26 protein-coding genes and 1 tRNA gene are annotated in these 25,119 nt (G+C 38.4%); 22 read left to right on the top strand and 5 right to left on the bottom strand.

The genetic code is table 11. The annotated features are described in order from the left end of the window. Window positions 1–214: 214 nt before the first annotated feature. From rfbA to purD, 6 genes are all read left to right on the top strand, one after another. The gene (rfbA, locus tag MQE36_RS05000) at window positions 215–1,084 is read left to right on the top strand and encodes a glucose-1-phosphate thymidylyltransferase RfbA (protein ID WP_242938077.1); all 870 of its coding nucleotides are present in this window, start codon (window positions 215–217) and stop codon (window positions 1,082–1,084) included. A gap of 8 nt (window positions 1,085–1,092) precedes the next feature. Next, window positions 1,093–1,638, top strand: coding sequence for a dTDP-4-dehydrorhamnose 3,5-epimerase (gene rfbC / locus MQE36_RS04995; protein WP_242938076.1), 546 nt, complete (start codon window positions 1,093–1,095; stop codon window positions 1,636–1,638). Next, window positions 1,635–2,423 (top strand): dTDP-4-dehydrorhamnose reductase, encoded by a 789-nt coding sequence (gene rfbD, locus MQE36_RS04990; RefSeq protein WP_242938075.1) that lies wholly within the window; start codon window positions 1,635–1,637, stop codon window positions 2,421–2,423. The genes rfbC and rfbD overlap by 4 nt, the downstream gene beginning before the upstream one ends. A gap of 228 nt (window positions 2,424–2,651) precedes the next feature. Next, window positions 2,652–4,055, top strand: coding sequence for a UDP-glucose 6-dehydrogenase (locus tag MQE36_RS04985; protein WP_242938074.1), 1,404 nt, complete (start codon window positions 2,652–2,654; stop codon window positions 4,053–4,055). 9 nt (window positions 4,056–4,064) lie between these two features. Beyond that, a complete protein-coding gene (locus tag MQE36_RS04980; protein WP_242938073.1) occupies window positions 4,065–5,051 on the top strand; it encodes a UDP-glucuronic acid decarboxylase family protein in 987 nt (328 codons plus the stop codon). A 91-nt stretch (window positions 5,052–5,142) separates the two neighbouring features. After that, window positions 5,143–6,414, top strand: a complete 1,272-nt coding sequence (gene purD / locus MQE36_RS04975) for a phosphoribosylamine--glycine ligase (RefSeq protein WP_242938072.1) — start codon at window positions 5,143–5,145, stop codon at window positions 6,412–6,414. 173 nt (window positions 6,415–6,587) lie between these two features. Here the strand turns inward: purD and MQE36_RS04970 are convergent, their stop codons facing one another. Beyond that, on the bottom strand, window positions 6,588–6,809 hold the full coding sequence (locus MQE36_RS04970) for a DUF6341 family protein (protein WP_242938071.1): 222 nt from the start codon (window positions 6,807–6,809) through the stop codon (window positions 6,588–6,590). Window positions 6,810–6,858: 49 nt separating this feature from the next. On the opposite strand from MQE36_RS04970, the gene MQE36_RS04965 reads away from it, so the two are divergent. After that, window positions 6,859–7,782: a DUF6427 family protein gene (locus MQE36_RS04965; RefSeq protein ID WP_242938070.1), complete on the top strand. Its 924-nt coding sequence runs from the start codon at window positions 6,859–6,861 to the stop codon at window positions 7,780–7,782. Here MQE36_RS04965 and upp read toward each other — a convergent pair. After that, complete coding sequence (gene upp / locus MQE36_RS04960; protein WP_242938069.1) at window positions 7,771–8,430, bottom strand: uracil phosphoribosyltransferase; 660 nt, start codon at window positions 8,428–8,430, stop codon at window positions 7,771–7,773. The genes MQE36_RS04965 and upp overlap by 12 nt on opposite strands. Window positions 8,431–8,536: 106 nt before the next feature. Here upp and MQE36_RS04955 point away from each other — a divergent pair, with 106 nt between their 5' ends. Continuing rightward, complete coding sequence (locus tag MQE36_RS04955) at window positions 8,537–9,265, top strand: glycosyltransferase (RefSeq protein WP_242938068.1); 729 nt, start codon at window positions 8,537–8,539, stop codon at window positions 9,263–9,265. A 276-nt stretch (window positions 9,266–9,541) separates the two neighbouring features. After that, complete coding sequence (locus tag MQE36_RS04950) at window positions 9,542–10,411, top strand: carboxypeptidase-like regulatory domain-containing protein (RefSeq protein ID WP_242938067.1); 870 nt, start codon at window positions 9,542–9,544, stop codon at window positions 10,409–10,411. 232 nt (window positions 10,412–10,643) lie between these two features. On the opposite strand, the gene MQE36_RS04945 is transcribed toward MQE36_RS04950, so the two are convergent. Both MQE36_RS04945 and MQE36_RS04940 read right to left on the bottom strand, forming a co-directional pair. Then, a tRNA-Pro gene (locus tag MQE36_RS04945) sits at window positions 10,644–10,716 on the bottom strand. 305 nt (window positions 10,717–11,021) lie between these two features. Then, the gene (locus tag MQE36_RS04940; protein ID WP_242938066.1) at window positions 11,022–12,074 is read right to left on the bottom strand and encodes a ferredoxin--NADP reductase; all 1,053 of its coding nucleotides are present in this window, start codon (window positions 12,072–12,074) and stop codon (window positions 11,022–11,024) included. Window positions 12,075–12,172: 98 nt separating this feature from the next. On the opposite strand from MQE36_RS04940, the gene MQE36_RS04935 reads away from it, so the two are divergent. From MQE36_RS04935 to atpG, 12 genes are all read left to right on the top strand, one after another. Beyond that, entirely contained in the window at window positions 12,173–13,645 is a 1,473-nt protein-coding gene (locus tag MQE36_RS04935; protein ID WP_242938065.1) for a DUF5687 family protein, read from the top strand. A gap of 14 nt (window positions 13,646–13,659) precedes the next feature. Then, window positions 13,660–14,355: an ABC transporter ATP-binding protein gene (locus MQE36_RS04930; protein WP_242938064.1), complete on the top strand. Its 696-nt coding sequence runs from the start codon at window positions 13,660–13,662 to the stop codon at window positions 14,353–14,355. A 203-nt stretch (window positions 14,356–14,558) separates the two neighbouring features. Continuing rightward, entirely contained in the window at window positions 14,559–17,108 is a 2,550-nt protein-coding gene (gene porW, locus MQE36_RS04925; RefSeq protein ID WP_242938063.1) for a type IX secretion system periplasmic lipoprotein PorW/SprE, read from the top strand. Between the two features lie 2 nt (window positions 17,109–17,110). Continuing rightward, on the top strand, window positions 17,111–17,509 hold the full coding sequence (locus MQE36_RS04920) for a bactofilin family protein (RefSeq protein WP_242938062.1): 399 nt from the start codon (window positions 17,111–17,113) through the stop codon (window positions 17,507–17,509). Then, on the top strand, window positions 17,487–17,726 hold the full coding sequence (locus MQE36_RS04915; protein ID WP_242938061.1) for an AtpZ/AtpI family protein: 240 nt from the start codon (window positions 17,487–17,489) through the stop codon (window positions 17,724–17,726). Before MQE36_RS04920 ends, MQE36_RS04915 begins: the two co-directional genes overlap by 23 nt. A gap of 24 nt (window positions 17,727–17,750) precedes the next feature. After that, window positions 17,751–18,131, top strand: a complete 381-nt coding sequence (locus MQE36_RS04910) for a hypothetical protein (RefSeq protein ID WP_242938060.1) — start codon at window positions 17,751–17,753, stop codon at window positions 18,129–18,131. A 146-nt stretch (window positions 18,132–18,277) separates the two neighbouring features. After that, the gene (gene atpB / locus MQE36_RS04905) at window positions 18,278–19,369 is read left to right on the top strand and encodes a F0F1 ATP synthase subunit A (protein ID WP_242938815.1); all 1,092 of its coding nucleotides are present in this window, start codon (window positions 18,278–18,280) and stop codon (window positions 19,367–19,369) included. Between the two features lie 40 nt (window positions 19,370–19,409). Beyond that, a complete protein-coding gene (gene atpE / locus MQE36_RS04900) occupies window positions 19,410–19,610 on the top strand; it encodes an ATP synthase F0 subunit C (protein ID WP_008611555.1) in 201 nt (66 codons plus the stop codon). Window positions 19,611–19,699: 89 nt separating this feature from the next. Then, entirely contained in the window at window positions 19,700–20,197 is a 498-nt protein-coding gene (locus MQE36_RS04895) for a F0F1 ATP synthase subunit B (protein WP_242938059.1), read from the top strand. 7 nt (window positions 20,198–20,204) lie between these two features. Next, on the top strand, window positions 20,205–20,744 hold the full coding sequence (atpH, locus tag MQE36_RS04890; RefSeq protein ID WP_242938058.1) for an ATP synthase F1 subunit delta: 540 nt from the start codon (window positions 20,205–20,207) through the stop codon (window positions 20,742–20,744). Window positions 20,745–20,808: 64 nt separating this feature from the next. Further along, complete coding sequence (gene atpA, locus MQE36_RS04885) at window positions 20,809–22,389, top strand: F0F1 ATP synthase subunit alpha (protein WP_242938057.1); 1,581 nt, start codon at window positions 20,809–20,811, stop codon at window positions 22,387–22,389. Between the two features lie 71 nt (window positions 22,390–22,460). Then, window positions 22,461–23,321 (top strand): ATP synthase F1 subunit gamma, encoded by an 861-nt coding sequence (atpG, locus tag MQE36_RS04880; protein WP_242938056.1) that lies wholly within the window; start codon window positions 22,461–22,463, stop codon window positions 23,319–23,321. Window positions 23,322–23,381: 60 nt separating this feature from the next. On the opposite strand, the gene MQE36_RS04875 is transcribed toward atpG, so the two are convergent. Beyond that, window positions 23,382–24,434, bottom strand: coding sequence for a hypothetical protein (locus MQE36_RS04875; RefSeq protein WP_242938055.1), 1,053 nt, complete (start codon window positions 24,432–24,434; stop codon window positions 23,382–23,384). A gap of 159 nt (window positions 24,435–24,593) precedes the next feature. Here MQE36_RS04875 and MQE36_RS04870 point away from each other — a divergent pair, with 159 nt between their 5' ends. Further along, window positions 24,594–25,094, top strand: coding sequence for a hypothetical protein (locus tag MQE36_RS04870; RefSeq protein ID WP_242938054.1), 501 nt, complete (start codon window positions 24,594–24,596; stop codon window positions 25,092–25,094). Window positions 25,095–25,119: the final 25 nt, after the last annotated feature.

Genomic DNA, 25,119 nt, shown 5'->3' with positions numbered 1-25,119 from the left:
ATTATGAATGTATTCTAAACCAGGAAGTATCACAGCGTAACACCATAACTCGGTAACAAGGTAACAGCATCACGAAAACAGTTACGATGTTATGCAGTGACCAGGTTATGAAGTTATAAAGAACTAAAATTATGAATGTATTCTAAACCAGGAAGTATCACAGCGTAACACCATAACTTGATAACAGCATAACTCGATAACACCATCACTATAAATGAAAGGAATAATTCTGGCAGGAGGTTCCGGCACGCGTTTACACCCGATAACACTAAGTGTTAGCAAACAGCTGATGCCTGTTTACGACAAGCCCATGATTTACTACCCGTTGTCTACGCTTATGTATGCAGGGATAAGAGAAATATTAATCATATCAACACCGGACGACCTCCCTTTATTTAAAAGATTACTGGGAGACGGTAAAAAGTTTGGCTGTTCATTTGAATATGAAGTACAGGAAGAACCCAACGGACTGGCAGAAGCCTTCATTATTGGTGAAAGGTTTATAGGAAACAGCAAAGTGGCACTGATTTTAGGAGATAATATCTTTTACGGAGCCGGGTTATCTGAATTGCTACAGAAAAATAACGACCCCGACGGAGGGATTATATATGCCTATCATGTTCACAATCCAAATAGATACGGCGTGGTCGAATTTGATAAAACAGGGAAGGTTATCTCGATAGAAGAAAAGCCGGAAAATCCGAAATCGAATTATGTAGTTCCCGGAATTTATTTCTATGATAATGATGTTGTGGCCATCGCCAAAAATATTCAGCCGAGTAAACGCAGGGAACTGGAAATTACAGATGTGAATAAAGAATATTTAAAAAGGGGCAAACTTAAAGTGAGTATTTTAGACAGGGGGACAGCCTGGTTAGATACAGGTACTTTTCAATCGCTGATGCAGGCTTCTCAGTTTGTTGAGGTTATAGAAGAACGTCAGGGACTCAAAATAGGCTCCATAGAAGCAGCGGCATACGAAATGGGGTATATCGATTCCACCCGGTTCAAAAAGCTTGCAGAGCCGCTTTTAAAGAGCGGGTACGGGAAGAACCTGTTAGGAATGCTTAAAGAAAACGATTAACATCAATAATGAAAGTTACGGAAACGAAGTTAAAAGGGTGTTATATAATAGAACCCCGTGTATACCATGACCATAGAGGCTGTTTTTTTGAAAGCTTTAATCAACAGGAATTTGAAGCGGCTATTGGGGAAAAAGTAGATTTTGTTCAGGACAACCAGTCGTGTTCGTATAAAGGGGTCGTCAGGGCACTTCATTATCAAGTCGGAGCATACGCACAGGCCAAACTGGTAAGAGTGCTAAGAGGCAGAGTACTTGATGTAGCAGTAGACCTGAGAAAAGATTCACCGACATTTGGAGATTATATAGCTGTCGAGTTATCCGATGAAAACAAAAAGCAGGTTTTTATTCCCAAAGGGTTTGCTCATGGCTTTATAACACTCAGTGAAACGGCTGAGTTCTTTTACAAATGTGATAGTTTTTATCAGAAGGAAGCCGAAGGGGGAGTTGTATATAATGATCCGGATATTAACATTGACTGGATGTTGCCGAAAGATGAGATCATACTTTCTGACCGCGATGCATCCCTGCCTAAATTAAAAGATGCCCGCCTATGAGGAAGATTTTAGTTACCGGGGGTCATGGACAGCTTGGAAGAACCATCCGGGAATTACAGGATGAGTGTTCCGGTTATGAATTTGCCTTCTTTTCTTCTGAAGAGCTGGATATTACTGATGAAAATAAAGTATTGGAAGCTTTCACTCGCGAACAGCCTTATATCTGTATAAATACGGCGGCGTACACAGATGTGGAGAATTCAGAAAGAGAACCTGAAAAAGCATATGCGGTGAATGTAAAAGGGGTTGAAAATGTTGTAAAGGCATGCAAAAATACCGGTGCATCCTTGATTCATATATCTACGGATTATGTTTTCGACGGACAAAAAAGTACTCCGTATTTGCCGTCTGATGCAACCAATCCGATAAACGTTTACGGAAAGTCCAAACTCGAGGGTGAAAAAATTATTCAAAGCATGATCGATCAGTTTTTTATTGTCCGAACATCCTGGTTGTACAGCAAAAAGTATGGAAAGAATTTTTATCGAACAATCCTTAATAAAGCGCGAACCGGATCAGAGCTGATAATAACCGATGAACAAACCGGAAGCCCTACCAATACGGAAAGTTTATGCAGGTATATTTTTAAATTGATACAATCCGGCGGCAGTTATGGAGTCTGTCATTTTGCTGATGCTGAGGTAATGACCTGGTTCGATTTTGCCTTTTCCATTTTAAAAGAACACCAATTGGAAAACAAGATAACACTTAGAAAAGGATCGTTTAGAACGTTAGCTAAGCGACCGGAATACAGTGTTTTAAAAGCAACAAACAGAGTCAGTTAAATAAAAAACGATTCATAGAAAATTCCTGCCTTTAATCAGCTTTGTTTGTAGTAGAATAGAATTATAGTACTTTTATCAGCCGTAAATTATAAAGCTGTTTCAAATCTTGTTCAGAAGGAACGGACATCAGGAAACTTAGGTCGATCGGACGATCTGACCAAAAAAGGATTTTATAACCTCCTTTGTTTTTAATTGGTTGAGATATAGTAAATAAAAATATTTAAAATCATGAAAATAAAAAACATTTGTTGTATTGGAGCCGGCTACGTAGGAGGCCCTACCATGGCGGTTATCGCACAGAAATGTCCGGATATAAAAGTAACGGTTGTAGATATCAATGAAGCCCGTATTGCTGCGTGGAACGATAAAGATCTGTCTAAATTACCGGTTTATGAACCAGGATTAGATACCGTAGTGGCTGAAGCCCGTGGCCGAAACCTTTTCTTCTCTACCGAAGTAGATAAAGCCATCGATGAGGCAGAAATGATCTTTATATCGGTAAACACACCAACCAAAACCTACGGTAAAGGAAAAGGGATGGCAGCCGATCTGAAATATATAGAACTATGCGCACGTCAGATTGCACGTGTAGCTAAAGACGATAAAATTGTAGTAGAAAAATCTACCCTTCCCGTACGAACGGCATCAGCTATTAAAAATATACTCGATAACACAGGCAACGGAAACGGAATAAAATTTCAGATACTGTCCAATCCGGAGTTTTTAGCAGAAGGGACGGCTATAGCCGACCTGATGAACCCGGACAGAGTATTGATCGGTGGAGATACTACTGCTGAGGGTGAGGAAGCTATTCAGGCGTTGGTTGATGTGTATGCAAGCTGGGTGCCGCAAGCACAGATCCTGACGACGAACATCTGGTCTTCCGAACTGTCAAAGCTCACAGCCAATGCCTTTTTGGCACAACGTGTTTCTTCTATCAATGCGATGTCGGAGCTATGTGAAAAAACAGGAGCAGATGTAAACGAAGTGGCCAAGGCTATCGGAATGGACAGCCGTATAGGACCAAAATTCTTAAAGGCCTCCGTAGGATTTGGAGGATCATGTTTCCAGAAAGACATTCTTAACCTGGTATATATAGCCAAAACCTATGGTTTGAATGAAGTAGCAGACTATTGGGAGCAGGTGATCATGATGAACGACCACCAGAAAAGACGTTTTGCCGATAATATCGTGAGCACCTTGTATAATACAGTTTCAGGCAAGAAGATCGCCTTCCTCGGATGGGCTTTTAAAAAAGATACCAACGATACCAGGGAATCAGCGGCTATTTATGTAGCCGACGACCTGTTGAACGAACAATCAGCAGTACATGTGTACGATCCTAAAGTGGTGGAAGAGCGGATGTATGCCGACCTCGATTATTTAAATACCAGGGCTTCAGAAGAAAACAGAAAAGGATTAAAAGTACATCAAGATCCATATGAAGCCTGTAAGGGAGCGCACGCTATAGCCGTACTTACCGAGTGGGATGCATTTAAGACCTATGATTGGCAAAAGATATATAATAACATGCAGAAACCTGCTTTTGTTTTTGACGGAAGAGGTATCTTAGACAAGCAAAAATTAAAAGAAATAGGCTTTGTATATTACAAAATAGGCGAAGGAGCATAAATAATACTAATGAAAAGAGTACTCATTACCGGCGCAGCCGGTTTTTTAGGATCACATCTGTGTGATAGATTTATCAAGGAAGGGTTTTATGTAATAGGGATGGATAATCTTATTACCGGCGATCTTAAAAATATAGAGCACTTGTTCAAACAGGAGAATTTTGAATTCTATCATCACGATGTAACCAAGTTTGTTCATGTTCCGGGTAAACTGGACTATATTCTGCATTTTGCTTCACCAGCAAGTCCTATCGACTATTTGAAAATACCGATTCAGACTCTTAAGGTAGGAGCTTTAGGCACCCATAACCTTCTCGGATTGGCAAAAGAAAAGGATGCCAGGATTCTGATAGCCTCAACTTCTGAAGTATATGGAGATCCGCTGGTACATCCGCAATCAGAAGATTACTATGGGAACGTAAGTACTATTGGCCCGCGTGGAGTTTATGACGAGGCTAAAAGATTTATGGAATCTATTACGATGGCTTATCATCGTTTTCATGGTCTGGATACCCGTATTGTTCGGATCTTTAATACCTACGGGCCGAGGATGCGTTTAAATGACGGCAGGGTTATCCCTGCTTTCATAGGCCAGGCCCTTCGGGGCGAAGACCTGACGATCTTCGGCGATGGATTGCAGACAAGATCGTTTTGTTATGTAGACGACCAGGTGGAAGGTATCTATCGCTTGCTGATGAGCAAGGAGCACCTTCCGGTTAATATCGGAAATCCGGACGAAATTACCATCAAGGATTTTGCTGAAGAAATCATTAAACTTACCGGAACAGGCCAGAAAGTGGTATACAAGCCGCTGCCTCAAGACGACCCGATGCAAAGACAACCCGATATATCGAAGGCCAAGGAGGTTTTAGACTGGGAACCAAAAGTAGAAAGAGAGGAAGGCATGCGGATTACCTATGAGTATTTTAAATCCCTGTCTTCTGAAGAGCTTTATAAAAAAGAACATAAAGACTTTTCTATGCATAACAAAAAGTAAGCTTTCTGATAATAGGGCAAAATTAAATTACGCTATCACACTATAAAGCCTTAATTTTGCCAAATCATTTTCATTTTTAATTAAATAAGACATGAATATCCTTATCCTAGGTTCTGGAGGAAGAGAACATACATTTACTTGGAAAATAGCACAAAGTCCTAAAATCGGTAATTTATATGTGGCTCCGGGAAATGCCGGAACAGCGCAAATAGCTACGAATGTAAATATTGGGGTAACCGATTTTGAGGCTATAAAAGAGTTTGTAGTTGCCAATGATGTGAACATGGTTGTAGTAGGCCCGGAAGACCCTTTGGTACAAGGAGTAGCAGACTTTTTTCTACAGGACGAGGCTTTAAAGAATATTCCGGTGATCGGACCGCAAAAAGCAGGGGCAGCATTAGAAGGAAGTAAAGAAGTTGCCAAAGAATTTATGTCACGCCATAAAGTGCCGACAGCCGCATACCAAAGTTTTACCGCAGATAACCTGGAAGCAGGGTATGATTTTTTAGAAAGTTTAAAACCACCATATGTTTTAAAAGCAGATGGGCTTGCTGCCGGAAAAGGGGTACTGATTATCGATAAGCTCGAAGAAGCAAAAGCAGAACTTAAAAATATGCTGGTCGATGCCAAATTTGGAGCTGCGAGCACGAAGGTGGTTATTGAAGAGTTTTTAAAAGGAATAGAACTTAGCGTATTTGTGCTTACCGATGGTAAGAACTATGTAGTGTTGCCTAATGCAAAGGACTACAAACGCATAGGTGAAGGAGATACAGGATTAAATACAGGAGGCATGGGGGCTGTTTCGCCGGTTCCTTTTGCAAATGATGAGTTTATGCGGAAAGTCGAAGATCGTATCGTAAAACCAACGGTAGACGGTTTTCGTAAAGACGGTATTCCATACAAGGGCTTTGTATTTATCGGCTTAATGAAAGTAGATAATGAGCCTTATGTAATTGAATACAATGTACGTATGGGCGATCCGGAGACCGAAGTAGTTTTACCGCGCGTTAAAAATGATTTAGTTGATCTGTTCCAGGCAGTTGCAACACAAAGATTAGATGAAGTAACACTAGAAATAGACGATAGATCTGCAACTACTATAATGGTGGTGTCCGGAGGATATCCTGAAGCCTATGAAAAAGGAAAAGAGATTACAGGGATAGATACTATTGAAGATTCCGTTGTGTTCCATGCCGGAACGAAACTGGAAGGAAATAAAGTGCTCACTTCCGGTGGGCGTGTTATTGCTGTAACTTCTTATGGGACCAACTTTAAAGAGGCTCTGGAGAAGTCTTATAGCAATGTGAAGAAATTAGATTTTGATAAGATGTATTACAGAACCGATCTGGGGTTTGACCTGTAATCTTTAACTTAGATACATGAAAAATGAAGAGGCTGAATGATTAGGTTTTAACTTAAAATTCAGCCTCTTTTGGTACCTCATATTCATAAAAATACCCTTTCGACATCGAAAGGGTATCATAGAAAATAACCGAAGCGATCTGCTTCGGTAAAATATTTTAAAAAGGAAAAGACTTATAGGTACGAATGTGCCGTTACGTCTTTGTTCTCTTCGTTATTGTCGTTAAATTTCTTCAATTGAAGAACCCAATATACAAGGGCTACCATGCCTATTATGATAAAGATCCAGTTAATGGCGTTAGAACCCCACCAGCTATGCATAAAACGTAAACTGTTTAAAGGAACAAATAAAATATCTTCAAACAAATATTGAATACCTTCAAAAAAATCTCTCATCAGTAAAAAGTTATATTAATTTTACATTGCAAAAGTATAAAAACACAACATGATTTCAAGCATTTTTGGAAAAACAAAACCTATAAATTTAATTTTTATTGGAATTTTTTTATTTCTGTACTTCTGGGGTGTTCAGTTATTTGTTTTTCACCATGCTTTAAAAGGGATTGAATGGCTCGAAAAATCCGGCCTGTGTCTATTGCTTATTCTGAGTGCGTTGTTAGTAGATTTTATCAGTAAGAAGAACAATCTATCCCGAAATAACTCATACCCTATCCTGTTGTATGTATTGTTGTTATGTATGTACCCGCCAATATTGCAAAGCGGTAAGTTTGTAATCGCTAATTTTTTTATACTATTAGTGATAAGGAGACTTATGAGCCTCCGAACCAACCTGGCGATTAAACAAAAACTTTTTGATGCATCTCTATTGGTTGGTCTGGCCTTTTTATGGTATCAATGGAGTGCCTTGTTTCTGGTGCTTGTTTACATAGGGGTCCTGTTTTACGATGCCAAAGATTACAGGAACTGGCTGGTGCCAATAGTAGGGGGCGGTATGGTGTTGTTTTTTGTTCTTACATACTACTTTCTTACCGACAATATTACCGGCCTGATAGAAATTTTTACATTTCGTATAGAGTTTAACATAGACAAGTATAAGAACCCGAGTTTTTCTGTTCCGGTAATAACAACTTTGGTAATTGGTTTTTTTGCTTTAATCGGGTATTTGGTGAATATAAAAATCCGTTCGGCAAAGGCACAAAAAGCAATGGCATTGGTAGTAGTGGCTTTGACCATAGGAATAGGGATTTCGGTTTTTTCAGAAGATATAAATGTTTCTGAACTTATATTTATTGCTTTTCCGCTGGCAATGGTTATTGCGAATTACCTACAAACAACAAAATCGAAGTGGTTAAAAGAAGCTGTTTTATGGATATTTGTTCTGATGCCGTTTTTGGCATTAGTGCTGTAATTTAGATCCGTATAAGAGATCTCCCGCATCTCCAAGACCGGGTACAATATAGTCCTTCTCATCTAATCTTTCATCGATATCTGCGATCCATATTTTAGTGTCCGGGCGTAATGTTTCTTCCAAATGTTCAATCCCCTCGGGAGTAGCGACAACAGCTGCTATATGTATGTTTTTTGGAGAACCGGTTTGTTCAATGGCCTTGTAAGCAGCTTCAAATGAACGACCGGTTGCGAGCATCGGATCAACAAGTATTAAGGTTTTGTTTTCAAGCGCAGGACACGCAAGGTACTCTACCTCTATTTCGAATGCATCACTGTTTTTATGATGCTTTCTGTAAGCAGATATAAAAGCATTATCTGCATTATCGAAATAATTAAGGAACCCCTGATGAAGTGCCAGGCCTGCTCTGAAGATACCGCAAATAACCAGTTCTTCATCAATTTCGTGAGTTTGTTTTGAACCCAAAGGCGTTTCAACATTAATTTCTTTATAATGAAAAGATTTGCTCATTTCGTATGCAAGCAACTCTCCGACCCGCTCCATATTCTTTCTGAACCGCATTCGATCCTGTTGGATATTTACATTTCTAAGCTCGGCCAGAAAGTGTTTGAGCACAGAGTTGTTTTGAGCAAGATGATGTATTTCCATATGGCGTTCGTTTATACAATAAAGAGAATCTCCCTCAAAAATAAGTAATAAAAGGTATATTTGCACTCAAAGTATCGTTAATGATACGAATGCTAAAAAAGATCAGATGCATAAAGACATTCATATATTTTGCATGAAGTGGGGAACACTTTATGATGCCACTTATGTAAACAGATTATATAGCATGGTAAAAAGGAATTTGAATCTGTCTTTTACCATGGTTTGTTTTACTGACGACGAAAAAGGAATAGATGATCATATTAAATGTTTCCCCATTCCAGAAATTGATATCCCCGGAAACCTTCCGGAGCGGATGTGGAAAAAGCTGACCACGCTGAAGTCGGATTTGTACGGATTGGAGGGAACAGCTTTGTTTTTAGATTTAGATGTGGTCATAGTCGATAATATCGATTGTTTCTTTGAAGACGATAATCCGTTTATGATTATTAAAGACTACAGAAAGCAATGGCGGATTACCGGGAATTCTTCTGTATACAGATTCGAAATAGGTAAGCACGGTTATGTGTTCGATTATTTTGTTGAAAATTTTGATTCTATTAGAAAACAACATAGAAATGAGCAGGAGTATTTAACCTGGGCGGTACACGAAAAAGGAATGCTCAACTACTGGCCGAAGCCTTGGTGTCCCAGTTATAAATACGATTGTATTTCGAAGTTCCCGTTAGCGGTATGGAAAAAGCCAAGCATTCCTGAGGGATCTAAAATAATTATTTTCCACGGTGAAATTAATCCTCCGAAGGCCATTAAAGGAGGCCGCGGTAAGTGGTATCGCTATGTGAGACCGGCAAAATGGATTGCAGACTATTGGAGGTAATACCGAATAAATAATAAGAATAAAGAGGGCTCGTACGAGCCCTCTTTTGTTTAGTAGCGTTGCCTGTCTAGGTGTGTCGGGTCTGATTAAAGATATGTTAATTGTCTTTTTTTAACATTATAAACTATTATTTATTGTCTTATTTTACTTTCAAAGTGTAGTTGAACGTAATTGTAAAGATGATAAGTAAAAAAATCTTTTGCCTTTCTCTATTAAAAATAGAGGTAAAAGGATGTCAATAGCCTTAATGTTTTATAAACCTCTTAAAATAAAAGAATGAAAATAAAAGTTACATTTTTGTTAATCATGTTTACATTGGTTATTCAGGCTCAAGAACAAATAATATCAGGAAAAGTTCTTAGTACTGAAAATAACGAACCACTTCCTTATGTTAATATTGGCATTAAAGACAAAAGTGTTGGAACTGTTTCTAATGAGAATGGTGTTTTCAAACTTTACTTAGACCATAAAGTGAGATTGAATGACACTGTTATATTCTCTTATATCGGTTATAAAGCGGAAAAATATTTGATTTCAGATTTGAAAAACCTGACAGGATCTATTCTCCTTCAATCTAAAAACATGGAACTGGATGAAGTTGTGCTAAGTGCTGAAAAAGTAAAGTATAAGTCTAAAAAAATAGGGAGGACATCAAAAGGGATTGGTTTGTTTCATGCAAATTTTTACTCATACAATGAAAAAGATGTAGATGATAGATTGAGTAAAGAAAAGGGGATGAAATTTAAATTAAGAAGAAACTGCCATATAAAAGATTTAAATTTTAATATCACCTCAAACAACTTTAAATCCCTAAAGTTCAGAGTGAATTTTTATAAAATTGAAGATGGAATACCTACAGAAATAATAGTACATAAAAATATTGTATTTGAAATTAAAGATAATTTTCACGGATGGTTTAAAGTTGATTTAGAACCTTATGATATCTATCTAAAAGAAGACATTGAAGAAATAGCAGTAACCATACAATGGCTTGAAAGTGTAAAAACGGATGAAAAGAGTAAATATTTTGCAATAGCGACAGCAAGCTCGCCAATTCATACAGCATTTTCAAGAGAAAAAGCAATGGATAAATGGAATAAAAGCGGTCAAAATTTAAGTTTTTATCTTAATGCCATGTGTGAGTAGAAAATAGGGGATCAGTTTCAAAACTTGTGGATGGACTAAAAATAGATCGTATTTTGCCTAGTCCACAACGTATGTTTTGATCATGAAAATGTTGGTTATATGTGCTCTCCGAAGCCTCCTGACTTCGGAGGTGGTAACTTAATGGTTATTTCTCAAAGCCGGGAGACTATGGGTTGTGAGGTGATGAATGAGGGTTTATAAGATGTTTAGATCCCATTAGAAATGGGGCTAGTCGGGATGACTGGACTCGAACCAGCGACCACACGCACCCCATGCGTGTACGCTACCAACTGCGCCACATCCCGTTTTATTACTGCAAAAATATAAAGAAGCATGATCATTTCTTCATTTCTGTTTAATGAAAATATCATAAAATGTACAGAGTTCTTGTAATGAGCTTGTTAGGCCTGTGTTTTTTAAAAAAATATCTTTAAAACTTTTTTAATCAGGGGGCTGGAGCCATAACCTTAGTAAGAACTTTGTATAGAGGGGAAGTTAACCCGCAAAAATTATAAAGGCGGAAGAGGAAATGATACCGGTATAGGAGGTTTAGTGTTGGGGCAGCATTAAATAATATAACTAAAAAGGACTGAGAAAAGTCCTTTTTTAGTTATATATCGTCATAATCTACGACAATGGTATCTGTAAGAGGATGAGACTGACAGGTGAGTATCAGGCCTTCTTCCAGTTCACTGTCCGTTAAGATCTGGTTTTTCACCATTTCAACCTTTCCTTGTTTTAACTTCGCCATACAGCTACTGCAAATACCTCCCTGACATGAATAAGGCGCATCGATATCTTCTTTTAAAGCGGCATCCAGAACCCGTTCTTTGTGGTCCATAATAAATTCGAACTCTTCATCATCAACGATCACTTTTACCTTCGTTTTGCCCTCGGGAATTGAAGAAAGATCTTCTTCATCTGCATCAGCAGTAGTAAACAATTCAAACCTGATCATCTCTTTTGTGATCCCTTTTTCAGTTAGGGTGTCAGATACCGTATGGATCATGGCTTCCGGACCACATAAATAATAGGCGTCGAAGGTAGTGTCTTTGTGCTTATTATTAATAATAAAATTAACTGTCGAACGTTCTACCCTGCCAAACATGCTCTCTCCATCCTGTTCCTGACTATAGATGAAATAAACCTTCAGCCGTTCCGGATATTCAGCAATAAGTTCTGTGATCTCCTTGTGGAACATGGTCTCGGCAGCGCTTTTATTACCATATACCAATATAAAGTTGCCGTCAGTTTCTTCTAAAACCGATTTCATAATACTCATTATGGGTGTAATTCCGCTCCCGGCGGCAAATGCGGCAATGTTCTTATTCCGGCTTTCAGCCGGGTCGAATGTAAAATGTCCTAATGGAGGATAAATGTCCAGAACATCTCCACTTTTAAGTTCGTTGTTTGCAAATTGTGAAAACAAGCCTGAATCTACTTTTTTAATTCCGATAGTCAGATCTCCATTACCGGCAGAAGAGCAGATAGAATACGAACGGCGAAGTTCTTTTCCGTTCAGTTCTTTCCTTATGTTGATATATTGACCCGGGGTAAATCTGAATTCATCTTTAAGGTCATTTGGTATTTCAAATGATACAGTTACCGAATTGGGGGTAATATGTTCTATATGTTTAACCCTAAGTGGGTGAAAGTGACTCATATCTTTAATTTTTTGGTAAAAATAATAAACCTGGTATTTTTATGTAACGGATTAAGATTTATTTATACTAATGAATCGAAATAACGAACCATTTTCTAATGCTAAAGCACTTTGTTACCCTTCAGTGGAAGTCTTTTTTCAGGTCAGCCTCCCTGAGTTCCAATCTTTTTTTCAAGATCATCACCATCTTTTTTGCCCTGTACATGATCGTGATGTTTACCGTATTGGGCGGGGGGATCTATTATATCCTGGAAGAAAAGATACAACAAGACCCTTTCCAGATCATCAACCATTTTTTGATTTACTACTTCTTTGTCGATCTGGTATTTAAATATATGATGCAAAAAATGCCTGTGGTTAATATTAAACCGCTTTTGTACCTGCCTTTCAGTAAGGCAAAAATAGTACACTTCAGTTTGTGGAAAACCGTATTATCGTTTTTTAATTTTATTCATTATTTCTTTTTTATTCCTTTTGCTGTTGTATTGATCATAGAGGGCTATCCACCGTTACAGGTAATTTTGTGGACCGTCAGTGCCCTGACCATAATATATTGCAATAACTTTATAAATGTGTTTCTGAACGATATCGATACTGTTTTTTACTCGTTCTTAGGCTTGTTGGTATTGTTGTTCGGATTACAATATTACCAGATATTTGATGTTACCATATATACGGCGCCGGTTTTCAACGCATTATACAGTACCCCTTATCTGACAGTAATTCCTGTTTTGTTCATGGTGGCTATGTATGTGGCGGCTTTCAGGTATTTTAAGAACATATTGTATTTAGATGGCGGCTTGAAACAAAAGCAACAAGAAGCTAAAACAGAGAGTTTCGATTGGTTGAACCGTTTTGGGAGCATTGCTATCTTCCTGAAAAATGACCTTAAGCTCATTAAGAGGAATAAACGATCCAGAACAGCCGTAATAATGAGTGTGGCTTTCATTTTTTACGGACTCTTGTTTTTCTCAGGAGCCGTTGAAGCCTATGAAGGGCCCGTTTGGAGAATCTTTGCAGGATTGTTCGTGTCTGGTGGGTTTCTGTTCACTTTCGGGCAATATGTTCCAAGCTGGGATAGCTCGTACTACCAGCTCATGATGAGTCAGAACATAATGTATCGCGACTATCTTAATGCCAAATGGTGGTTGATTGTAATTGCAACTATAATCACAACAGTATTGGCATCGTTCTACGTATACTTTGGACTGGAAGTGTACCTGGCTATTCTGGTAGCTGCGATATACAATATCGGTGTCAACAGTCATATGGTTTTGTGGGGAGGTGCTTATGTGAAAACCCCGATAGACCTCACCTCCAATAAAAAGGCATTCGGAGATAAGCAGGCGTTTAACCTGAAAACGATTTTACTGACCATCCCTAAAATGTTGCTGCCTATGGCCTTATATGCTGCAGGACATTATACCGTTGGACCCATGTTGGGCTATTTGTTGGTAGCCATTGCCGGGTTGCTCGGATTTGCATTTAAGGAAAAGGTGTTTGATATCATCGAAAAGATATACAAAACAGAGAAATATAAAACAATAGCTGCCTACAAGCAGAAGAACTAAAAGATACTTTCGTTATGATCATAGTTAATGAGCTATCAAAAAAATATGCGGGGACGACCGTTCTGAATATAGACTTTCTCGAAATACCCAAAGGGCAAAGTTTTGGATTGGTAGGAAATAATGGAGCCGGTAAAACTACTTTTTTCAGCTTATTATTAGACCTTATAAAACCTACCACCGGGTATGTGGAAAATAATCAGATAAAAGTTAATGAAAGCGAAGCATGGAAGCCTTTTACAGCGGCTTTTATTGATGAAAGTTTTCTGATCGGCTACCTCACGCCGGAAGAGTATTTCTATTTTATTGGAGAATTAAGAGGGCAAAACAAAGCCGATGTTGATGCATTCCTGGCTCCTTTTGAAGATTTTTTCAACGGGGAAATATTAGGCGGGAAAAAATACCTGAGAGACCTGTCAAAAGGAAATCAGAAAAAAGCAGGTATCGTGGCGTCTTTTATCGGGAATCCTGAGGTGATTATTTTAGACGAACCTTTTGCCAATCTAGATCCAACCACCCAGATACGATTAAAAAAACTGATTAAAGAACAGGCCTTCGGGAAAGAAGTTACAATCTTGATTTCCAGTCATGATCTGATGCATGTCACTGAAGTCTGTGAAAGAGTCGTTGTTTTGGATAAAGGGGAAAAGGTAAGAGATATAAAAACATCTACAGAAACCCTGCAAGAGTTAGAGACGTATTTTACCCGATAATCGGGATGTGCACAAACGTTTTGAGGGGTTCCGTATGACTCCCGAATGGTTTGCCGGAGAGAAATCAACCGGGTTTTTAGATATTTACTTTTAATTCAGGCCCGATTTTCGGGCTTTTTTTATTTATATGAAAAAGAAATGTATTTTTACAAGCCTAACAATATTTGGTTTAAAAACAAGTTAATCAACTAAACCACCCACTCTTGAAGCACGACTACTCTAAATACCTCATATCTTTTATTTTAATAAGCGCATTTGGCTGTTCAACAAAAAAAGATGCTTTCGTGAACAGAAACTGGCATGCACTTAATGCCGAGTTTAATGCTATTTATAACGGCCAGGTAGCTTTAGAAAAAGGGATTCGTTCGCTGAAGGAAGGCTATCGCGATAATTACTGGGATATTCTTCCTGTAGAGCGTATGGAGATTATTGAAGAGGTCAGGTTAACGGGAGCACCCATAAACCCTGATTTTCAAAGGGCAGAAGAAAAAGCGGTAAAAGCAATTCAGAAACACGGGATGTATATTGACGGTGTTGAAAAGAATCCTCAGTCTGATGAAGCATATCTGCTATTGGGAAAGGCGCGGTATTACGATCAGCGTTTTGTGCCGGCTTTAGAGGCTTTCAATTATGTTATTTCTAAATATACCCGAAGCGACATTATTAACCAGGCTAAGATTTGGAGAGAGAAAACCAATATTAGAATGGAGTACGAAGAACTGGCGCTCAAAAATTTTAAACGTCTTTTAAAAAGTGTTAATATAAAAGACCAGGACTATGCGGATATCTATGCCATGATGGGACAGGCATATATCAACCTGGAACAAAAGGACAGTGCAGTACAAAAGCTTAAGCTGGCGTCTTATTACACAAGAAGTAATGAAGAAAGAGGGCGATATAATTTTATTATAGGTCAGCTGTACAACACTATAGGTGATAAAGACAGCGCAAACATAGCTTTCGGTAAGATAATTGATTTAAATCGAAGGACACCCCGTGAGTATTATATAAATGCGTTTATCGAAAAAATAAAGAATACGGAAGTCACTGCCGAAAATAAGGAAGCAGTACTCGCTTTGTTGGAAGACCTTGAAGAAAACCGGGAGAACAGACCTTATCTGGACAAGATTTACCATCAGTTGGCAATATTTTATCAGAAGCAGGGGGCTCCGGGGGCTGCGGCGCATTATTTTAATAAATCATTGAGAACCAACAGCCCTGATAAGATATTGAATTCAATCAACTACGAAGCTTTGGCTGAATTGAATTTTGACGACAATAAATTTAAAGAAGCCGGGGCTTATTATGACAGTACACTTGTTAATACTCCCGAAACCAGTAAAAAACACAGAATACTGTCAAAAAAGCGGGCGAACCTTGATGATGTTATCAAATATGAGAGGATCCTCTCGAGAAACGATAGCATTTTATATGTCGTCTCGCTGCCGGAAAAAGAAAGAGAGGCTTATTATCAGCAGCATATCGATTCATTGAAGGCAATAGAACAAGCACAAGAAGAACAAGTACGCACTGCCGCTTTGAGAGCTGCCCAAAATAAGGCTACGGGTCTTCTGGGTAGAACATTTAAAAGGTCGGAAGCAGCCACTTTCTATTTTTATAATGATCTTACGGTCAGTTATGGTAAAAATGAATTCAGAAAGAATTGGGGGGCAAGGGCTCTTGAAGATAACTGGCGTCTGAGCGATCGTGCCGTTGCTGTTGCTGTTGTTGGCAATGATACTCCAAGCCCGGGCTCGGACTCTTTAAGTGTTTACACAACGGTTTACTATACAGACCGCCTGCCAAAAGGGGAAAAAGAATTAGATAGCATCCGTGCCGAACAAAACTTTGCATATTACCAGTTAGGACTGATCTATAAAGAAAAATTTCAGGAATATGGTTTGGCGGTAAACAGGCTCGAATCATTATTAAGCAATCAACCTGAAGAAAAACTAATATTACCCGCAAAATATAACCTGTATAAAATCTATGAGATGAATGGATCTGTTTTGGCAGATGAAGTCAAGAACGATGTTATTCTTCACTATCCGGAGTCGAGATATGCAAAAATTTTACAGAATCCCAGGGCGGTTTTAAAGGGAAGTAATAATAGTCCTCAAGATATATATGCCAGGCTGTATAAAGCGTTTGAAAACGAACAGTATGAAAAAGTGCTGGTGGAAACCGACAGGTATATTAGTGAATTTAACGGAGACGACATTGTGCCGAAATTAAGCATGCTGAAAGCACATGCAGAAGCGCGTTTATATGGTGTTAACACGTACGAAAAAAGTTTAAGTACCATTGCGCTTAATTTTCCAAGTCACAGCGAAGGCAAAAGTGCGCAGCAATTGCTGGAAACTTTAATTCCTCGATTGAAAAGAGACACATTGGTTGACGACGATGCTACTGCAAAGAAATGGAAGCTGATATATCCTTTTTCCAGAAAAGATACCGTAGGAATAAATGAGTTGTATAAGGTGATTGTAAAATCTTTAAACGATCTCGAATATGATAAGTTATCTGTTTCAAAAGATATTTATGATCGTCATCAGTCGTTTGTAGTCGTTCACGGACTAATTTCAAAGCTTAGGGCGGAAGGATTTGCAGAGTTGCTAAAAATCAATAAATTATATTTAATAGAAAACGAAAATTTTGTAATTTCCTCCCCCAATTATAAAAGCATACAAATTCATAAGAGTTTAGAGCGATATTTAACCCAAATCAATAATAACCATATAAGCCCATATTGACCATGTTTGCAGAATCGAAAAAAAACAGAACCGAACAACCAACAGGATTAACGAACCGGATCCTTCCAAACACAAAGTTAAAAGGAGATATTATCTCTGATTCAGATATCAGAATTGACGGAGAACTGGAAGGAAGTGTGAAGACCAAAGGGAAGTTGGTGATCGGTAAAACAGGATACATTTCCGGAAAAGCAGAGAGTGTGAATGCTGATATAGAAGGAAAGTTTAACGGAACGCTAAAAGTCGATGAGGTATTAAGCCTAAAAGCTACGGCTTTGATAGAGGGTGAAGTAATTATCGGGAAGCTTTCTGTCGAACCCGGAGCGTCATTCAATGCTACATGCGCCATGAAGGGGCATGCTGTGAAATCGTTAAAGAATGAATCGGAAAAATCAGCTTAATAACTGGATAAAATTTTCTAACATAGGCCTTCAGATGGCCATCGTCATCGGTGCCGGAACCTATTTGGGTGTCTGGCTCGATGAAAAATACCCTAATAATTTTTCAGCATTTACCATTGTTTTTTCCTTGTTGAGTGTTTTTGCCGCTTTGTACAATGTGGTAAGACAGGTTAAGGCCCTTAACAAAAAGGAAGAAAACGATTCCGACAAAAACTAAAAGACATATTTATCCCGGAAATTAATGAAACATCAGTTACTCTACTTTTTAAAGATACTTATCCCTTTTACCGTCGTACTTTTAGTTTTGCATTATTTTGCTGTAAGAGAGCTCTCGGGATCATATACATTCTATTATAGTGTCTGGAGTATATATGCATTTCATTTTATAATAACATTTCTTATATATACTGCGGTCTTGACAGTCAGTAAAAACCTGCCTGAAAAGACCGGCTTTGCTTTTTTAGCTTGCAGCGGATTAAAAATGTTTGCGGCAGTAATTTTTTTAGTGCCGCTGATTAAAGGAAAAGCGCCTGAACCCATTGCCGATGTAGCTGCTTTTTTTATACCGTATTTCCTGTTTTTGTTTTTTGAAACGGTGTTCGCGGTTAAATTGCTGAAATAGCGGTACTAACTATTTAGCTATCAGGAATCCATCGTTGAATGGAGAATGATTAAAAAAATATAGTTGTTAACTTCAAAATGTGAATAAAAAATGTACCTTTGCACCAAATTTTTGGAGACCATTTATTTTTATCAAGAAAAGGTATGATGATAGCACAGAAATCTATCAAGAGTTTATCACTTTTAGCGTTAATGTTTGTTTCATTTACTGGTTTTGCCCAGCACGAAGAAGAAACACATGGAGAAAAAGCTCAGGAAGAGGAAGTTTTTAATGCTAACGAGCTTATTGATCACCACATAAAAGATTCGCATGAATTTCATATTGCCGATTGGAACGGGCATGCTATCTCAATGCCGCTTCCGGTTATTTTATGGACAGATAATGGCTTGGTTACTTTTATGTCGAGTGCGTTTCATCATGATGAAGAAGGGAAGGTTGTTGTAGAGCGTAAAGGACAAAAATTTGTTCGTGTGCATGATGAGATTGTTTATTTAAATGCAGATGGTGGAGTTACTTATGATGAAAACCATCATCCGACTAACCGAAGACCTCTAAACTTCTCAATTACCAAAAACGTGTTTACGCTATTTATAACAGCAGCATTGATGTTGTTGATCTTTATTCCGGTAGCACGTTCATACAAGAAGAATGATAAAGCACCTAAGGGGCTGGCCGGTTTTATGGAGCCTTTGGTTGTTTTCGTTAGAGACGATATTGCCAGACCAAACATCGGTGAGAAAAAGTATGAGAAGTTTATGCCGTATTTGCTGACGGTATTCTTCTTGATATGGATCGGAAACTTATTCGGGTTGATCCCTTTCTTCCCGTTCCAGGGAACATTAACAAACGATATTTTATTTACCGGAGTGTTGGCAACCATCACATTCCTGATCACTATATTTAATGGTAACAAGCATTACTGGGGGCATATATTTGCAACTCCGGGGGTGCCAAAATGGTTATTACCTATTATGATACCGGTTGAGGTATTGGGGATGTTTACAAAGCCTTTCGCACTGATGATTCGTTTGTTTGCGAATATTACAGCAGGACACATCATCATCCTGAGTTTAGTATCATTGATATTTATATTTGAATCGGCAGCGGTTTCGCCAATCTCAATAGGGTTCTCACTATTTATGTATGGACTTGAATTGTTGGTAGCTGCATTACAAGCGTATGTGTTCACGTTGCTATCTGCTTTGTTTATCGGGCAGGCAGTAGAAGACCACCATTAAAAATGAGTTTTATTTAATAACTATTATAAATTCTTTTATTATGATTTTAGCTGGAATAGGAGCTGGATTAGCTGCAATCGGTGCAGGTTTAGGTATCGGTAAAATCGGTGGTTCTGCAATGGATGCAATTGCACGTCAACCAGAAGCAGCTTCAAAAATTCAAACTGCTATGATTATTGCTGCTGCACTTATCGAGGGTGTTGCACTTTTCGCAGTGGTTGTTGCGTTGATCGCAAAATAATTTTTGACAAAAAAAGACCATGCTGCAACGGTTGGTTGTAGCATGATCTTAAAAAGAAAGTAAAGAAACGTTATTTAATATCTATTATAATGAATATTACACATCCTGAAAGTTTGATCTTCTGGTCACTTGTCATTTTTGTGATTCTTTTTGTGCTATTGCGCAAATATGCTTGGAAACCAATTTTAGGAGCGGTAAAAGGCAGGGAAGAATCTATTAACAGTGCACTAGCTTCTGCCGAAGAGGCTAAAAAAGAAATGCAGAATTTAAAAGCCGATAATGAAAAGCTTTTGAAAGAGGCACGCGCTGAAAGAGAGGTGATCCTGAAAGAAGCCCGTGAAGTTAAGGAGAAGATGATAGCAGATGCTAAGGAGCAAGCTCAGGTTGAAGCTGATAAAATGATCAAGCAGGCCCAGGCAGCTATTGAAAGTGAAAAGCAAGCTGCACTTAGCGAACTTAAGAATCAGGTAGCTTCTTTATCTGTAGAGATTGCTGAGAAGGTAGTGAGAACGGAATTATCCGATAAGGACAAGCAGTTCGCATTAGTAGAAAACATGTTAGGAGAGGTAACTACCTTAAATAATTAAGAAACAGATGGCAGGATCCAGAGCAGCAATACGTTACGCAAAAGCAATTATAGGATTGGCAAACGATCAGAATGCAGCCGAAGCTGTTAATGACGATATGAAGCTAATTAAGAATACAATTGCAGAAAGTGGTGATCTTAGGGCTTTGCTAGAAAATCCTATTGTGAAATCTGATGTAAAGGTAGCAGCATTAAAAGAGATCTTTAAAGGAATCAACACGGTAAGTGAGGGGTTGTTTAACCTGTTGTCCGATTATAAAAGAGTTGATATCCTGGGGTCTATAGCTGAGAAGTATATAATTCTTTACGAAGAGCAAAAAGGAAAGCAAGTAGCAGTTGTGACGACGGCAATTCCTTTAACCGGCGAGCTTGAACAAAAGGTTTTGGCAAAGGTTAAGGAATTAAGCGGTAAAGATGTTACACTAGAGAACAAAATAGATGAAAACATCATCGGAGGATTTATTTTACGCATGGGAGATATTCAGTACAACGCAAGCGTGGCTAATAAATTAAATGCTCTGAAAAGATCGTTTTCAAACAGCTTATAATAAATTTTATAAAAAAATATAGGCGAATTAAGTAAAACGCCTTTAATCTAAATACTTAATTAAGATGGCAGAAGTTAAAGCTGCTGAAGTATCAGCAATATTAAAAAAGCAACTATCAAATTTTGATGCTACCGCTAAATTAGACGAGGTAGGAACTGTTTTGCAGGTAGGTGATGGTGTTGCCCGTGTATTTGGTCTTTCTAACGCACAGTATGGTGAGTTGGTAGAGTTCGAAACCGGGATGCAGGGAATCGTTCTTAACTTGGAAGAAGACAACGTAGGTATCGTATTATTAGGGCCTTCAAAAGAGATCAGGGAAGGAGACACGGTAAAACGTACACAACGTATTGCTTCTATTAATACCGGTGAAGGAATTGTAGGACGCGTGGTTGATACTTTAGGAAACCCAATTGACGGTAAAGGACCCATTGAAGGCGAATTGTACGAGATGCCATTAGAGCGTAAAGCTCCGGGGGTTATCTATCGTCAACCGGTGAACGAACCATTACAGACAGGTATCAAGTCTATTGATGCAATGATCCCTGTAGGTAGAGGACAACGTGAGTTGGTGATTGGAGACCGTCAGACTGGTAAAACAACAGTTTGTATCGATACCATCTTAAATCAAAAAGAATTCTATGATGCAGGTGAGCCTGTATATTGTATATATGTGGCTGTAGGGCAGAAAGCATCGACAGTTGCAGCTATTGCAAAAACATTAGAAGAAAAAGGAGCTTTAGCGTATACGACTATTGTAGCCGCTAACGCTTCAGATCCTGCTCCCATGCAGGTATATGCTCCGTTTGCCGGGGCTGCCATCGGTGAGTATTTCCGCGATACCGGTCGTCCGGCATTAATCATTTACGATGATTTATCTAAGCAGGCGGTTGCATATCGTGAGCTGTCATTGTTATTACGTCGTCCTCCAGGCCGTGAAGCATATCCTGGTGACGTATTCTTCCTTCACTCTCGTTTGCTGGAGCGTGCTGCGAAAGTAATCGCTGATGACGATATTGCCAAAAACATGAACGATTTACCGGAATCTTTAAAGGCTGTTGTAAAAGGAGGCGGTTCTTTAACGGCGCTTCCGATTATTGAGACTCAGGCCGGTGACGTTTCTGCATACATCCCGACAAACGTGATTTCAATTACTGACGGACAGATATTCTTAGAATCAGATTTATTTAATTCAGGTGTGCGTCCGGCAATTAACGTTGGTATTTCGGTGTCCCGTGTAGGAGGATCGGCTCAGATTAAATCAATGAAGAAAGTAGCCGGTACTTTGAAATTAGACCAGGCACAGTTCCGTGAACTGGAAGCATTCGCCAAGTTCGGATCTGACCTTGATGCAGCTACCATGAATGTAATCGAAAAAGGGAAGCGTAACGTTGAGATCTTAAAGCAGGCTCAAAACGATCCTTATACGGTAGAAGACCAGGTGGCTATTATCTATGCAGGTTCTAAGAACTTATTGAGAGCGGTTCCTGTAGAGAAAGTAAAAGAGTTTGAAAGAGATTATATAGAGTATCTGAATGCAAAGCATAGAGATACCTTAGATACGCTTAAAGCGGGTAAATTAACAGATGAGGTTATAGACACCTTAACTACGGTGGCTAAAGAATTGTCTGAAAAGTATAAAGGATAATCAAGATTTAGTATTGAGTAGTGGGTGCTTTGCCCGCTACTGAATACTCAATACTAAATACTAACGAATAAATGGCGAACTTAAAAGAAATACGCGGTAGAATAACTTCGGTTTCATCAACTATGCAGATTACAAGTGCTATGAAAATGGTATCTGCTGCAAAGTTGAAAAAAGCCCAGGATGCAATTACAGCAATGCGTCCGTATGCAGATAAGCTAACCGAATTGCTACAAGGCTTAAGTGCTACTTTAGAAGGCGATTCAGGAAGTGTTTTTGCTGAACAGCGTGAAGTTAATAAGGTGTTGGTAGTAGCAATTACATCTAACAGGGGGTTATGTGGTGCTTTCAATACAAATATTATTAAAGGTGCTGTTAAATTAGCTACTGAAGAGTATGCCGGAAAGGAAGTTAACTTTATTACGATAGGTAAAAAAGGAAACGATATCCTTAAAAAGCGTTTTACGGTTATTGAAAATAACAATGCTGTTTTTGATGATCTCACCTTCGATAATGTTGCGGAGATCGGGCAGCAGTTGATGAATTTATACGCCGAAGGAACCTATGATAAAATAGTGTTGTTGTACAATCATTTTAAAAATGCAGCCACACAAGCAGTGTTAGCTGAAGATTTCTTGCCAATTGCACCTGCTGATTTTGATGAAAGTGTATCGCTGGATTATATCTATGAGCCTAGTAAGGCCGAAATCATAGAGACATTGATTCCTAAATCACTTAAAACACAGCTTTATAAAGCAATACGCGATTCATTTGCTTCAGAGCATGGTGCCCGTATGACTGCGATGCATAAAGCAACTGATAATGCAGGAGAGTTGAAGGCTGAACTTACTTTAACATACAACAAGGCTCGTCAGGCAGCTATTACTGCAGAGATCCTTGAAATTGTTGGAGGTGCTGAAGCATTGAATAATTAAGACTGATTACAGTAATTATATAAAAAAAGGGTGTCGAAAAGACGCCCTTTTTTATTGAACCTATTCAAAGTCTGAAGGCATATAATAATTTTCCGGGGTTACAGGAAATGATCCGCTTTCAAAAAACCGGTTCATAATTCGTGTAGTAACAGGACTTATACCGGTGCTTATTCCGTTTATTTCATGCGGATAGGTCATGTTAGACGAATGATTGTAGCCGATAGTATGTCCTATCTCATGTGCTGTGATAAAACCGGTCTCCTTTCTAATATAATCTCTAAGGATATGTTCGGCAAAACCAAGTGTAGCGCCTCCTCCCAGACCTGAAACATTAACTACCTTGCCGCAGTTGTAACGCTCTTTGTTTAGAATAGCATTATAAGCAGCTTCTTTTTCTCCTTTTGTCAACTGAGTGACACCGTCATTACCTACAATGATTTCATCAATAAATTCATTTTTGAATGCATCTGAGGCAAAAACCATCCCCAGATTAATCATTAACCCGGTAAATCGGCGAACATCTTTAGGGCTAATATCTTCTGCCCAATTATTTCCGGGATCATTATCCGGATCAAAATCATGGTATTTTATTTTCCAGTTAAGTTTCCCCAGGCTTTTTAATTGCTGGATTATCTGACTGTCTCCGGAAAAATCAAATGTAATCTTATCAGGAGCTATACCGGTTTCTTTATAAATGGAAAGATCTACCTCTTCGTTTCTGCTGTTTAAAAACAAGGATGTGTTTCCCGTAAAGGGATAGTCGATTTCCTGTTTTCCATGTGCCCTTATTTTTGATATCTTAAACAAGTTTACGGAGCCTTCAACTCCTTCAATGTTAGCTAAAATAGTAACATCCTCAAGATCGACAGGTGTAAAATTGGCCACTTCAATTGTTTTATGGTCTACAGCTTTAACTCTGATTACTTTACTGATTTCGTATGTTCTCCATTCAGAAACCATTAGCTCTTGTTCTTCATCGTCCTGAAACATTAGATTAGAATTGCTTTCAGAATCAAAAGAATAGGTTTTAACCTGAATATCAGCGATGTGTTCGCTGTCGCTGCATGATAGAATTAAAAAAGAGCAAACGAAAGATTTAAATAATAATTTCATTTATTATAAGATTTGGGTTTATGAGGTAAATATATAGTCTAATAAATATAAATACCATAGCTGTCTGAAAGTTTTATTTTTGAGAGCTACGGCACAGGATTGATTTATATGGCATCAAATTTGAAAAGAGTATATTTAACAACACATAAGAAGAAAATCATGAAAAGTTTTAGCAGGTATATTTTAGGTGGGTTTTTAATTTTCAGTTTTGCTCAATGCGGCAGTTCACAGCAATATGCCGGACAAGATGAAATCCCTTTTCGTTTCGGAGAAATTGCAATAGAAAACTGGACAAGAGAAAACAGTAAGGAGACAGGAATAAATTTATTTTTCCCTTTAGAGAACGATGTCGATACAGTTATAGACAGTGTTCACTTCAGAGGTCGGATCGTACATCCAGAAAAGATTAAACGAGGCTCTTATGTAGTGTACGTTGCACGTTTTATGAATAAACAAGAGCCGGGAGATGTTATCATGCATGCCGATCCGAAAAAAGAAAGCATAAATCAACCTCCGGTTATAATAAAACGGAGTCCTTTTGAGTTAAGTCCCTACGAAGCGGTTGTTAGTTTTATGGTAAATGGGGAAACAAAATATTATAAGGTTTCCGGTATTAAAGAAACAACATCCATCGTGTATCCTGATAAAACAAAAAACTAAAACTTTGTAGCTCGTTACTAAAGCC

Origin of the sequence: Zhouia spongiae, assembly GCF_022760175.1 — a bacterium.
In the GTDB taxonomy this organism is placed as follows: Bacteria; Bacteroidota; Bacteroidia; order Flavobacteriales; family Flavobacteriaceae; genus Zhouia; species Zhouia spongiae.
Note: the sequence above shows the minus strand (reverse complement) of the source record. Positions and strands in the feature narration are given on the sequence as shown.